This is a genomic window from Promicromonospora alba, assembly GCF_042654905.1.
Lineage (GTDB): Bacteria > Actinomycetota > Actinomycetes > Actinomycetales > Cellulomonadaceae > Promicromonospora > Promicromonospora alba.
The window spans coordinates 234325-246686 of the sequence record NZ_JBHSFI010000004.1; the positions used below are offsets into that span (position 1 = coordinate 234325).

At 69.3% G+C, this 12362-nt stretch carries 15 protein-coding genes; 3 read left to right on the plus strand and 12 right to left on the minus strand.

Annotated elements, in window-relative coordinates:
* Window positions 1-9 precede the first annotated feature (9 nt).
* Together ACFO6V_RS12075 and ACFO6V_RS12080 are read right to left on the minus strand one after the other, a co-directional pair.
* On the minus strand, window positions 10-753 hold the full coding sequence (locus ACFO6V_RS12075) for a sulfite exporter TauE/SafE family protein (protein ID WP_377135609.1): 744 nt from the start codon (window positions 751-753) through the stop codon (window positions 10-12).
* Window positions 754-756: 3 nt separating this feature from the next.
* The gene (locus tag ACFO6V_RS12080) at window positions 757-1377 is read right to left on the minus strand and encodes a TetR/AcrR family transcriptional regulator (protein WP_377135611.1); all 621 of its coding nucleotides are present in this window, start codon (window positions 1375-1377) and stop codon (window positions 757-759) included.
* 99 nt (window positions 1378-1476) lie between these two features.
* Between ACFO6V_RS12080 and ACFO6V_RS12085 the strand changes: the two genes are divergently transcribed.
* Complete coding sequence (locus tag ACFO6V_RS12085; protein WP_377135613.1) at window positions 1477-2976, plus strand: MFS transporter; 1500 nt, start codon at window positions 1477-1479, stop codon at window positions 2974-2976.
* An 87-nt stretch (window positions 2977-3063) separates the two neighbouring features.
* Here ACFO6V_RS12085 and ACFO6V_RS12090 read toward each other — a convergent pair whose 3' ends face one another.
* Window positions 3064-3645: a hypothetical protein gene (locus ACFO6V_RS12090; protein ID WP_377135615.1), complete on the minus strand. Its 582-nt coding sequence runs from the start codon at window positions 3643-3645 to the stop codon at window positions 3064-3066.
* Window positions 3646-3672: 27 nt separating this feature from the next.
* Here ACFO6V_RS12090 and ACFO6V_RS12095 point away from each other — a divergent pair, with 27 nt between their 5' ends.
* Both ACFO6V_RS12095 and ACFO6V_RS12100 read left to right on the plus strand, forming a co-directional pair.
* Window positions 3673-4074, plus strand: a complete 402-nt coding sequence (locus ACFO6V_RS12095; protein WP_377135617.1) for a winged helix-turn-helix transcriptional regulator — start codon at window positions 3673-3675, stop codon at window positions 4072-4074.
* A gap of 45 nt (window positions 4075-4119) precedes the next feature.
* Entirely contained in the window at window positions 4120-5076 is a 957-nt protein-coding gene (locus ACFO6V_RS12100; RefSeq protein ID WP_377135619.1) for a MerR family transcriptional regulator, read from the plus strand.
* On the opposite strand, the gene ACFO6V_RS12105 is transcribed toward ACFO6V_RS12100, so the two are convergent.
* From ACFO6V_RS12105 to ACFO6V_RS12145, 9 genes are all read right to left on the minus strand, one after another.
* Window positions 5073-5981 carry an aminoglycoside phosphotransferase family protein gene (locus ACFO6V_RS12105; RefSeq protein ID WP_377135621.1) on the minus strand — a complete coding sequence of 303 codons (909 nt, stop codon included), beginning with the start codon at window positions 5979-5981 and terminating at the stop codon, window positions 5073-5075. The genes ACFO6V_RS12100 and ACFO6V_RS12105 overlap by 4 nt on opposite strands.
* A 92-nt stretch (window positions 5982-6073) precedes the next feature.
* Window positions 6074-6565: a GNAT family N-acetyltransferase gene (locus ACFO6V_RS12110; RefSeq protein ID WP_377135623.1), complete on the minus strand. Its 492-nt coding sequence runs from the start codon at window positions 6563-6565 to the stop codon at window positions 6074-6076.
* A 170-nt stretch (window positions 6566-6735) separates the two neighbouring features.
* A complete protein-coding gene (locus ACFO6V_RS12115; RefSeq protein ID WP_377135625.1) occupies window positions 6736-7230 on the minus strand; it encodes a YajQ family cyclic di-GMP-binding protein in 495 nt (164 codons plus the stop codon).
* 118 nt (window positions 7231-7348) lie between these two features.
* Window positions 7349-8284, minus strand: coding sequence for a zinc metalloprotease HtpX (gene htpX, locus ACFO6V_RS12120; RefSeq protein ID WP_377135627.1), 936 nt, complete (start codon window positions 8282-8284; stop codon window positions 7349-7351).
* Between the two features lie 169 nt (window positions 8285-8453).
* Complete coding sequence (locus ACFO6V_RS12125; protein WP_377135629.1) at window positions 8454-9854, minus strand: FAD-dependent oxidoreductase; 1401 nt, start codon at window positions 9852-9854, stop codon at window positions 8454-8456.
* A gap of 134 nt (window positions 9855-9988) precedes the next feature.
* Window positions 9989-10213 carry a hypothetical protein gene (locus tag ACFO6V_RS12130; protein ID WP_377135631.1) on the minus strand — a complete coding sequence of 75 codons (225 nt, stop codon included), beginning with the start codon at window positions 10211-10213 and terminating at the stop codon, window positions 9989-9991.
* A 215-nt stretch (window positions 10214-10428) separates the two neighbouring features.
* Entirely contained in the window at window positions 10429-11040 is a 612-nt protein-coding gene (locus ACFO6V_RS12135; RefSeq protein WP_377135633.1) for a hypothetical protein, read from the minus strand.
* Between the two features lie 84 nt (window positions 11041-11124).
* Window positions 11125-11886, minus strand: coding sequence for a hypothetical protein (locus ACFO6V_RS12140; RefSeq protein ID WP_377135635.1), 762 nt, complete (start codon window positions 11884-11886; stop codon window positions 11125-11127).
* Window positions 11886-12359, minus strand: coding sequence for an LpqN/LpqT family lipoprotein (locus tag ACFO6V_RS12145; RefSeq protein ID WP_377135637.1), 474 nt, complete (start codon window positions 12357-12359; stop codon window positions 11886-11888). Before ACFO6V_RS12145 ends, ACFO6V_RS12140 begins: the two co-directional genes overlap by 1 nt.
* Window positions 12360-12362: the final 3 nt, after the last annotated feature.

Sequence of the window (12362 nt, forward strand, 5' to 3'; positions counted from 1 at the left end):
ATGTACAGATCAGCCGATCAGCAGCGCAGCCACAGACACGAGCGCCGACACGACGAGCAGACAGAGGACCACGCGCTCGTACCGCGCGCTGCCGAAGGCGTGAAACGCCCTCGCCCCCACCAGCTGCCCGAGCAGCGCGGCGCCGACGAGGGGCAGCCAGTGCTCGTACGTCTCCCACGTCCCGGCAAGCGCCAGCGACGCGACACTCAGCGGGAGACGCACGAGCGAGACCGTGACGAGCGTGTCGCGCATCGCGTGCGGCTTCAGGTCCCGGTGGACCAGGTAGTAGACGCTCGGCGGACCGCCGAGCGAGGTCGAGGTGCTCAGCGCACCCGAGAAAAGTCCGGCAGGCACCGCCCAGACGGGCCGGACGACGACGCCCCGCTCCCGCGAGCGCAGGCGCAGGACCACCGCGCCGATCACCACGCAGGCCACGAAGATCTGCAGGCCGGACGCCGGCAACCAGGCAAGCAGCCAGGCGCCGCCCAGCATGCCAGGCACCGACCAGCCGGCCAGGGCCCACACCTCACGGGCGACCGGGCGCGGGACGCTGCGCCGCATCGCGAGGATCGCGACGTCACAGACGGTGCCGGTGATGATGATCGTCGAGACCGCCTCAGCGCCCCCGATGGTCGCGGCGAGCAACGGAGCGCTCAGCAGCGCGAACCCGAATCCCGACAGCGACTGCAGGACCGCGCTCACGAAGATCAGCCCGAAGAGGGCGCCGAGGAGGGTCCCACCGTCCAGGTGCACGGCTCAGGCGGCTCGCAGCCCGACGGCGGGCAGGATCACCCCGTCGATGTTCGAGAGCAGGAACTCTCGGTCGACGGGCGTGCGCAGCATGAGCACCCGGTACGCGACCAGCGCCGGGCCGATCATGCAGAGCTTCTCGACGTCGACGTCCGCCGGGATCTCGCCCCTGTCGATCGCACGCTGGAAGAAGATGCGGTTGACGGCCGCGCGCGGTTCGACCAGCGCCTCGTGCGCGGCGGCGGCCATCTCGGGGTTGCGGGCGATCATCGAGACGATGCCGGCCATGACCTTGAGCTTGCGTTCGCTCTCGCGGATGCTCGGCGGCTTGATCATCGCCACCAGGTCACCGCGGAGCGTCCCGGTGTCGGGCAGGTTGTCGAGGTCGAGGTCCCTGCCCTTCATGCAGGCGACCGCGTCGAGCACCAGCTCGGACTTGGACGACCACCGCCGGTAGAGCGTCGCCTTGCCCGCCTTGGCGCGCGTCGCGACCATGTCGATGGTCATCCCGTCGTAGCCGGTCTCCGCCAGGACATCGAGCGCGACGTCCAGGATCTCGGGGTCGCGGGTGTGGTCCCGCTTGCGCCCGAGCCGGGGCTTCACCTCGGCCTGCTCGATCTGCGCCATCGCAGTCGCCCTCCTTTCTGTCGGACTCGACCTTACCGTTGGGTTAATTATTGAACCAGCCATATCCGGAACTGCTCAGTACCGTATATGGTGGCAGGCATGTCCGATACCTCAACACCCGCGACCGACCGTCGGCGCTGGATCACGCTCGTCGTGGTCGGGCTCGCACAGCTCATGGTCGTGCTCGACGCGACAGTCGTGAACATCGCGCTCCCGTCGGCCCAGGCCGACCTCGGCTTCTCGGACGGTCAGCGCCAGTGGGTCATCACCGCCTACTCGCTCGCCTTCGCCAGCCTGCTCCTGCTCGGCGGGCGCCTCTCCGACCTCATCGGCCGCAAGCGCACCTTCGTCATCGGGCTCATCGGCTTCGCTGTCGCCTCGGCCCTCGGCGGCGCGGCGGGCTCGTTCGAGCTGCTGGTAGCCGCCCGCGCGCTGCAGGGCATGTTCGGCGCGCTGCTCGCGCCCACCGCGCTCGCCGTGCTGACGACCACCTTCACCGTCCCGAAGGAACGCGCCCGCGCCTTCGGCGTCTTCGGCGCGATCGCCGGGGCCGGTGGCGCCGTCGGGCTGCTGCTCGGCGGAGTCCTGACGGAGACGCTCGACTGGCGCTGGAACCTCTACATCAACGTCTTCATCGCCGCGTTCGCCCTCGTCGGCGCGCTCGTCTTCATCCCGCGCGTCACCCGGACCGGACCGCGGCCGAGGCTGGACGTCCCGGGCACGCTGCTCGTGTCGGGCGCGCTCTTCGGCCTCGTCTTCGGCTTCTCGAACGCCGAGACCGGCGGCTGGGACGCTCCCCTGACCTGGGGCATGCTGGCGGGCGCTGCCGTGCTGCTCACCGCGTTCGTCGTCTGGCAGGCGCGGGCGGCCCACCCGCTGCTGCCGCTCTCGATAGTCCTCGACCGGAACCGTGGCGCCGCGTATCTCTCGGTGCTGATCGCGGGTGCGGGGATGTTCGGCATCTTCCTCTTCGTCACCTACTACCTGCAGCTCACGCTCGGGTACTCACCGATCCAGACGGGCCTGTCGTTCCTGCCCATGATCGGGATGCTCGTGCTCGCCGCACAGCTCGGCACCAACCTGTTCGTGCCCCGGTTCGGCCCCAAGCTCATGGTTCCGACCGGCATGACGCTCGGCGCGATCGGCATGTTCTCCCTCACGTTCCTGGACGCCTCGAGCACCTACGCACCGCACGTCCTGGTGCCGCTGATGATCATCGGCTTCGCGATGGGCACGATCATGCCCGCTTCGATGCAGACCGCCACGCTCGGGGTGGACCGGCAGTTCGCCGGCGTCGCGTCCGCGATGGTGAACACGAGCCAGCAGGTGGGTGGCTCGATCGGCACGGCGCTGCTGAACACGCTGGCCGCCACCGCCGCGGCCGACTACCTTGCGGCCCACGCGCCCGTCACCGAGGCGGTCGGCGTGCAGGCGGCGATCACCAGCTACTCGACCGCGTACTGGTGGGGCGCCGGGTTCTTCGCCGTGGGTGCGGTGCTGTCGGCGCTGCTGTTCCGTCGCCGGGGCGACGGCCTGTCGCTAGCCCAGCCGCCGTCGGCCCCGGCCGACCGCGTGCCCGAACCGGTTCCGGTCGGCTGACACCCGTGCGTCGTTGAGTGCTGGATCTTCGCCCCGATCCGGTCCCGTCAGGGGCGAAGATCCAGCACTCAACGAGACGGGGGCAGTTCAGCTTTTTACTCGGCGGTCTAGCGCGATCCAGTTCGTCTCCCAGGTCGTTCCGTCGTCCGCCGAGAACGCCTGCTCGAACCTCGCCTCGTCCTTGCTCACGCGGACGATGAGGAACCGCACCTTGATCGGGCGGCCGTCGAGCTGGTCGTCGCCGTAGAACTCGCCGACGCCGTCACGGAACCCGCCGTAGACGGCCGGAGTGAGCAGGCCGTCGCGGAGGTTGACGAAGGTCAGGCTCCACCGCTGCGCCTGCGGCTCGTACAGCCGCAGGTTGAGCGCTTCGATGCGGCCGTTCGGCCCCGACACGTCCAGCTCGACGACGTTGGCCCGCCGGCCCGCGAGCGCCCGCACCGTACTCGTGCCGGCGAACTCGAGCCATTGGTCCGGGGACTCCGAGAGCGGGTCGGCGAGGACCTTCACGGTGGTGCGCCAGGTGCCGATCTCCCAGTTGAAATCCCGTTGGCCATCGGCGATCGTCGATGACGCGGGAGACGGTGCAGCGGTGCCCGATGCCGCCGTCGCGAGAAGCAGGAGAGCGGAGAGGCCTGCGGTCAGGATCCGTCGGTATGGAATGGTCATGGTCCGACTATCGAGCGGAGCACTGCCGTGAACAAGAAGGCACCTGCGGGTAACCCCTCTCGTCCCAATCCGCTGCCGGGCTGCCCGATGGCGGCGGCTTTCGCCGCCATCGGCGGGAAGTGGAAGCTGACCCTGCTCTACTGGCTCGCCCACGGCGAGACCCATTTCGCCGGCCTCCGCCGCAGGGGCGCGCCCATCACACCCAAGGTGCTTGCCGAGCAGCTGCGCGAGCTCGAGGCCGACGGACTCGTCGAACGTGTGGTGACCGGACCGGTTCCCGCGCCCGTCATCTACCGGCTCACTCCGTACGGTGCCTCCGTCCTGCCCGTCGTCGAAGGAGTGCGGGTCTGGGGCGAGGCCCACCTGCGGCGCACCGAGGGCGAGACGGCACTGGACCCGGCGATGGGCTGCGCCGGCTCGATCGCGTAGGCCCGGAGTTGCATCTTCCGTAGCGGCATGTGGTCCCGTGGACTCATGTCCCGCCCCACCGAGGAAGGCTCCCTGCTCATGTATTCGTCCTTCATCCCGCCGCGCCAGGTCAAGATCGGTGACGCGGCGGCCTTCGTCGGCACCACACCGCGGGCGATCCGGCACTACCACGAGATCGGCCTGCTCCCCGAGCCCGAACGGGGCGGTGACGACCGCCGCCGCTACGGCTACGAGGACATGATCCGGCTGCTGTGGATCCGCAGGATGGCCGACGCCGGGATCGCCCTGGACGACATCCGTGACGCCTTCGCCGACACGGCTTCTGGCGGGGCGGCCGCTGCTGCAGCCGCTTCTGCCGGTGCTGACGGCGACCACGGCATCGCGGGCATCCTCGAACGGCTGGAGAAGACGCTCGCCGCCCAGGAGGCAGAGCTGCGGCGGCAGCGGACCGCCGTGCAACGCATGCGCACCGAGGGCAGCAGGATGGGCCTGCTCTCCGACTTCGTCACCGGCCGCCTCAAGAGCCTGCCCGAGGGTTCCCTGCGCCAGGCGGACCTGGACAACATGCTGGTCATCGAGCGGATCTTCGGCCCGCTCGGAGCGGCCGTCAATGCCACCCGCTACATCGCCCTGGCCACTCATCCGGAGCTGCGCGAGGAGTCCGACCGGGTTGATGCCGCCGAGGAGACACTCGACGACACGGTCGCTGTCGATGATCCCCGCGTGGCGCAGGTGGCTGCCGAGCGGCACGCCTTCGAGAAGGCGCTGGAGGCCGTCATCGAGGAGTCCGGTCTGGCGCAGGAGGACGATGCGCTCTTCGACACCTGGGACGCCTTGCACCCACCTGCCCCTGATGAGGACGAGGCCGGCCCCCGGAGGGAACCGGGATCCATGAGCGCATTCGAGGCCACCGGAAAGATGCCCTACGACTACTCTCCCGCCCGCCTGCGCTGCATCCAGCTGGCCGGGGAGCTGGCGATGGCCTCCGACAAGGCTCCCTAGCCGAAATCGTCGTGGTCGGTCAGGACGTCGTCGATCACGCGCTGCTGTGCGCCGGCGCGTTCGCGGTCGGTGTCGACACTTTGGGCAAGGAGCAGCAGGGCCTTCCACAGCGCCCAGCCTCGGGCGCGTGCCCAGGTGCTCTTGTCCAGGTCGACCGCTTGCCGGAAAGCTTGCCGGCTCTCGCCGGAGAACATCGTCCAGGCGATCACCAGGTCACAAGCCGGGTCCCCGACGCCGCAGGTGCCGAAGTCGATCACAGCCGTCAGCTTTCCGTCTGCGACCAGGAGGTTTCCTGAGGCGATGTCGCCGTGGAACCACACCGGCGCTCCACTGTGCTCGGCGCTCACGGCGGCCTCCCAGACGACGGCCGCCCGAGCGGTGTCGACGCGGTCGGCGAGTGCGGCAAGGCAACGACGAGTCTCTTCCTCGTAGTGGGCCGGCGAGGCTCCCCGGTAGAAGCTGTGCGCTCCAGCGACCGGGCCGTCAGCGGCGTCGCAGCACTGGAGGGCGCGGAGGAACTCTGCCACCGAGATCGCGAACTGCGACATGTCGTCGATACGTTCCGGATCGGCCGTCTGGCCAGGCAGCCAGGCGCGCACCGACCAGGGGAACGGGTAACCATCGCCTGGGATACCCGCGGCCAGGACGGTTGGCACGGTGATCGGCAGCGACGGCGCCAGCCGGGGCAACCAGTAGTTCTCCTTGTCGACGGCAGGGACATAACCGGCCGCGGTGGGCAGGCGCACCGACATGTCGTCGCCCAGACGGTAGGTCCGGTTGTCCCAGCCATCGACCTCGACCGGGGTCACCGCAAGGTTGCTCCACTGCGGGAACTGTCCGGCGATCAGGCGCTTCACGAGAGCGGCGTCGATGCCGGCACGGCCGTCCGCAGGAGTCGAGTGCATGCTGGGATCATCACGTTCCGCCGCCGCTCACGGCAACGGGATATCGACAGCGCTCCGGCAATCATCCGTCGCCATCACGCGGTCAACCCGGGTCAGAGGGTGGTCGTGTATGTCAGCACCGACGAGCCGGACAGAGCATGGGGGAACGGGCTGCCGGACACGGTCCACCCTCTGCTGTCGTACAGGGAGCGGGCAGCGGCGTTTGTCTCGAGCACGTGGAGCACCCCGGATTTCAGACCTGCGGCAGACAGCTCGGTCGTCATGGCATCGAGAAGGGCCCCACCGATGCCTCGGCCCTGGGCGTGCGGGGCGACGGCGAGTAGAGCGACGTATGCGGCGTCCGGCGGATCGTCCGCGTACCCGCTGGTTCGCGGCGCGAGCGTGAGTCCGAAGCCGACGGGTGCTCCGCCGGAATCCCGTGCCATAACCCATGACGGTGCAGCGGACTCCAGCTTGTTCCGGGCACGGGCAAGGACCGTTTCCGGAACGTCGGCCGGCTCGATCCCGTCACGGGCGGCGGTCGCGGTGCGCCAAAGTTCGACGCAGGCGTCGACGTCATCTGGTCTTCCAGCGGCCAGTCGCATGTCGGGCATGCTAGCGGGCGCTCTGAGGCATCCATCAGCCACTGACAGGCCGAACGGGCGGCCACCGGTATCCCGGCAACCGCCCGTCAGCAACGGCAGTCGTCTGTTCGTCGGTCAGGGCTGGTCCCGACAAGCTCGACCAGCGGATGAGCTCGACCTGCGCTGAGACGTCAGCGGTAGTTCGTGAACTGCAGTGCGAAGTCCAGGTCCGAGCCCTTCAGCAGGGCCATGACCTCCTGCAGGTCGTCGCGGGACTTGCTGGTCACGCGCACCTCATCACCTGTGATCTGCGTCTTCACGCCCTTGGGGCCCTCTTCGCGGATGATCTTGGTGACCTTCTTCGCGGACTCCCCCGCCAGTCCCTCCTTGAGGGAGGCCTCGAGGCGGTACTCCTTGCCCGACGGCCGGGGCTCCCGCTCGCCGACGTCGAGCGCCTTGAGCGAGATGCCGCGCTTGATCAGCTTGATCTCGAAGACGTCCAGGGCGGCGAGCACGCGCTCCGACGAGTTGGCGACGATCACTATGTTCTCGCCGCTCCAGGCGATCGAGGCGCCGACGTTCTTGAAGTCGTACCGCTGCGAGATCTCTTTGCCCGCCTGGTTCAGCGCGTTGTCGACCTCCTGGCGGTCGACCTTGCTGACGATGTCGAACGACGAGTCGGCCATGTGGTGCTCCTTCTATGTCATACCCGGGCGCCCCTGCACGGCCCAGTTGGATTCGGCACCACCGTATCCGCAGCCAGGGAGCGCGACGAACGCATTCCGTGGCAGCGGACAGGTGATGTCAGAGCATCCCGGGCGGGGTGCCCCAGTCCGGGCCCGACGTCGGACCGTCGATACCGCCCTGGCCGTAGCCGCCCGACGGGCCGCCGGCCATGGCCTCGAGGCGACGGATCCGGTCCGCCATCGGCGGGTGCGTGGCGAACAGGCGGCCGATCCCCGCGCCCCGGAAGGGGTTGGCGATCATCACGTGGGACACGTTGGTGAGCTCGCGGTCCTGCGGCAGCGGCGCACGCTGGGTGCCCTGCTCCAGCTTGGCCAGCGCGGAGGCCAGCGCCAGCGGGTCGCCCGTGAGGCGGGCGCCGTCCTCGTCGGCGTCGTACTCACGCGTGCGGGAGATCGCCATCTGGATGAGCATCGCGGCGATCGGGGCGAGTATGGCCATCGCCAGTGCCGCGAGCGGGTTGCCACCCTCGCGGCGGTCGCCGCCGCCGAAGAACAGCAGGAACTGCGCCAGAGCCGTGATGAGCCCGGCCAGCGCGGACGCGACCGACGCCGTGAGGATGTCGCGGTTGTAGACGTGCATGAGCTCGTGCCCCAGGACGCCGCGCAGCTCACGCTCGTTCAGCAGCTGGAGGATGCCCTCCGTGCAGCAGACCGCGGCGTTCTGCGGGTTCCGCCCCGTGGCGAACGCGTTGGGCGCCTTGGTGGGTGAGATGTAGAGCCGGGGCATCGGCTGGCGCGCCGCCGTGGACAGCTCGCGCACTATGCGGTGCATCTCCGGCGCCTGCAGCTCCGTGACCGGGTAGGCACGCATCGCGCGGATCGCCAGCTTGTCGGAGTTCCAGTAGCCGTACGCGGTGGTGCCCAGCCCGATGAGCACGAAGATCCACAGCATGCCGCTGGAACCGCGCCCGAAGAGCGCCCAGAGCCCGAGGATCACGGCCCACATGCCACCGAACAGCGCGGCGGTCTTCAGCCCGTTGTAGTGCTTGTGCATCGCACTCCTTTCCTCCCAGCCGAACGCGCCGCACCGGGCGGCGGTTCCCAAGGGCATGATCTCGCACGTTCGGTCCGCGGTGTAGGTCCGCGAAGTAGAGCGCCTGTCCGGGTCTCCCCGGTGTCACCGGGAGAGTCGGACAGGCGCTCTACTTCGCGGACCTACGCTGTCAGGCCTGCGACCTGGCGATCGTCACCATCTCCTCGCGGGGGACGACCTTGACGCGCTCGCGGCCCTCGGCCTCGCCGAGCGACCGCTCGTGCGCGTCCAGGAGCTCCCAGCCCGCCCACTCGACGTACTCGACGCCCTTGCCGGCGAGGAACTCCAGGATGGCGTCCGGTGCGCCCTGGGGCGCGGTCCGGCCGCCGTCCAGGTCGCCGGGCGCCTCGCCGTCGGCCACACCGGTGACGTCCTCGACGAGGTGGCGGATGGTCTCCGACGCGTCGGACTTGGTGTGGCCGATGAGGCCCACCGGCCCGCGCTTGATCCAGCCCGTCGCGTACACGCCGGGGACCTGGTTGCCGTCGATGTCGACGACCCGGCCCTCGCGGTTCGTGATGACACCCTTGACGTCGTCGTACGGGATCTCCGGCAGGGACGAGCCGAAGTAGCCGACGGCGCGGTAGACGGCCTGGACGGGCCAGTCGATGAACTCGCCCGTGCCCTTGACGGTGCCGTCGCCCTGCAGCGCGGTGCGCTCGGTGCGGAACCCGACGACCTTGCCGTTCTCGCCGAGCACCTCGGCGGGAGCGTGCAGGAAGTGCAGGTGCAGCCGGCGCGACGCCGTGTTCTGCGCCGGGTCCTTGAGCGTCCAGTCGACCAGGGTCTTGACGACCTGCTTGGTCTGGTTCGACGAGTTGATCGCGGCCTCGGAGCCCTCGTCGAAGTCGAAGTCCTCCGGGTACACGACGATGTCGACGTCGGGCACGTGGCCGAGCTCACGCAGCTCGAGCGGCGAGAACTTGACCTGGGCCGGGCCACGGCGCGCGAACACGTGCACGTCGGTGACCGGCGAGGACTTCAGGATCTCGTGCACGTTGGCCGGGATCTCGGTCGGCAGCAGGTCGTCCGCGTGCTTCGCGAGGATGCGCGCCACGTCGAGTGCGACGTTGCCGGCGCCGATCACCGCCACCTGCTCCGCCTCCAGCGGCCAGGTGCGCGGCACGTCGGGGTGGCCGTCGTACCAGGACACGAAGTCGGCGGCACCGTAGGAGCCGTCGAGGTCGATACCCGGGATGTTCAGCTCGGCGTCCTTGATGGAGCCGGTCGAGAAGATGACGGCGTCGTAGAACTGGCGCAGGTCCTCGAGCTTCACGTCCACGCCGTAGTCCACGTTGGCGATCAGGCGTACGTCCCCACGGCTCAGCACCTTGTGGAGCGCGACGATGATCTGCTTGATGCGCGGGTGGTCCGGGGCCACGCCGTACCGCACCAGACCGAACGGCGCGGGAAGGCGCTCGAACAGGTCGATGCTCACGTCGAGGTCGGTCTTGGACAGGATGTCGCTCGCGTAGATGCCGGCAGGGCCGGCGCCGACGACGGCGACACGCAGGGGTCGGGTGGTGCTCACGAAAGGGGCGCCTTCCGGTCGAGGTCAGGAGAGGAAGCGAAGGCCGCTCACGATTCTACCGATTGAGTAAGGCGCACCTCACCCCCGCCCAGGGGGTGGACGTGGTGTTCCTGTGAGGATCGCCGTTACGGGGCCTAGCGGTCATGCTCGCGCTCGCGCGCGACCTTTGCCGCACGGCGACGGAGATTGGACCTCTCTGCTGCTTCGTAGAGCCAGTCGTAGCCCGCCATACCCAGAGCGATCAGGGCCAGGATGGCGGCGATCACCGTCACCGGGATGAGGTCGAGCGCCCGGGCGACCACGGTCACGACGACGAGTCCCAGCCCGACCCAGAGGCTCCACTTCCCGAGACCGCTCATACCCGCACCATCGGACACGTCAGCTCGGCCTTTCCAGCGGGGTTCATATCTGCTCGCACACTCCTCGAGAACCACGGTCAGCCGACCCTACATCGGCAGTACGGCCGGACAGCGCGACGGACCGTCCTGTGCCGCTCCACTCCTTGCCCCGACGCCGAAGGGCGGCGCAGGTGCGTGAGCCGCACCCGCGCCGCCCCTGGACGGGAGAGGACCGGTCAGGACGTGGTGCCCTGCCAGTTGCCGGTGACGTCGAGGCTCTGGTCGACCTGCGCCACGAAGTCGGTGGTCATGACCTCGGGTCCTCCCGAGAGCTGGATCAGGGACGGGACCCCGTTCCCGTCGCTGATCGCCCAGACGACCGCCGTGTACTCGATACCGGAGGACTCGTACGTGTACGAGGTGTTGGCGCGGTCCTCGCCCGAGCGGAGCGTGTTGACCGGCGCGAAGTTCTCGTTGGTCGAGCCGGTGCCCTTGACCTGGCCGATGAACCAGTCGACGGCTTCCGTCGCGCTCATCGCCTGACCGCCGGGCATGAACCCGATACGGCCCGACACCCCGCCGCTGCTGTTGGAGAGCTGGTGCACGTAGGACCAGCCGTCGGCGTCGCCGATGACCTCCCAGTCGGCCGGGACCTGCGCGGTCAGGTGCTCCGCGGTGATCGTCTGCATCTCGGCGCCCGTGTCCGCCGGGGCCGACTCCTCCGGAGCGGACTCCGAGGACTCGCCCCCGATCGGCTCGAGCTCGCCGGCCGAGAACGAGCAGGCGGCGAGGGCCGGCGCGATGATCAGGGCCGTGACGGCGGCCAGGATGGAACGGCGGGAACGCATGAAATCACTCATCTCCTTGGTGGTGACGCCTCGTCGGGCGCCACGAGGGTGTATCGCGCGCGGCGACGACCGCGCGCGACCGCGCTACTTCTCGAAAAGCCGTGCTCCGGACCAGTCGCGGGGTGGACGCCAGCCGTTGTTCCGCAGGACGGTGAACACCGGCACCTTGGCGTCGCCCGGCTTGATCATGACGACACCCTCCCACGAGGTACGCGGCCCGTCGGGCCCCGTCACCGTGACCTGGCCGTCGGCGCCCTCGACGAAGGTGGCCGAGGTGCCGCCCGAGGTCTTGCCCTTGGTCCAGGTCCAGTTGCCGTACGCCGTGGCGCCCAGGGGCCCGGCCGCCGCGCGCACGGACGCCTTGCCCGAGTGCTCGACGAACCTGTACTGCGCCTTCGCCGGGTCCAGGTCGACCTCCATGCGCCACGCGAAGGCCTGCGACCCGCGGACGAACAGCGTCTGCCAGCGCATCTCCTCGTGCTTCCACTGCACCGTCACCCGCACGCCGTCCGGGCCGCGCGTCGCGTCGATCTGGTACGGCAGCGCGTCGCTGTTCATCCCGACGAGCTGCGCGACCACGTCTTCCACCGGCGCGGGGGCCTCGGCGGCCCGCACGGGGCCGTCGGGAACCTGCGCACGCTCACGGTCGGCGAGCGCGCGCTGTCCGCGCAGCACCGTCGCGAGGCCACGGGCCATCACCGCGAGGAAGGTGATGACGAGCAGGACGATGCCCAGCACGGTCTGGCCGTTGAGGAACGCGAGAACCGCGCCACCGACCAGGACGATGCCGACGACGAAGACGATCCGCCGGCTGATGACCATCGCGTTCTGGCCGCCGTCGCTCATCACTTCACCAGCTCGACGCTGTCCTGGATGGCCCGGACGGTCGTCCAGATCTCCTTGGCCTGCGCTCCCGCGCAGGTACCGGTGACCTCGACGACGTCACGCACCCCGTCGTGCTCCACGATCGCCAGGCGGAGCGCCTGGGCCATGGTGCCCGTCTTCTCGCTCGTCCAGGCGCCCTCGACACGGATGGCAGGCAGGCCGGAGACGGTCGTCTTGACGCGCCCGACCTCCTTGTAGTCCGGTGTCGCCTCGAACTTCGCGAGCGCGTCCTGGATCACCTCGTCGAAGGTCTGCGTCGGAGGCATGCGCTGGATCACGACCAGCACGTTCGGCCGGAACTCCCCCTCGGGGCGGTTCTGGATGATCGCCATCTGCGCCTCGGGCACGGACAGCGGGACCCATCCCTCCGGGCAGTCCATGGTGACTTCAGGGAAACCAGGAAAGGTCTCGCTCGGGTAGGTGACTGTGCTCATGCC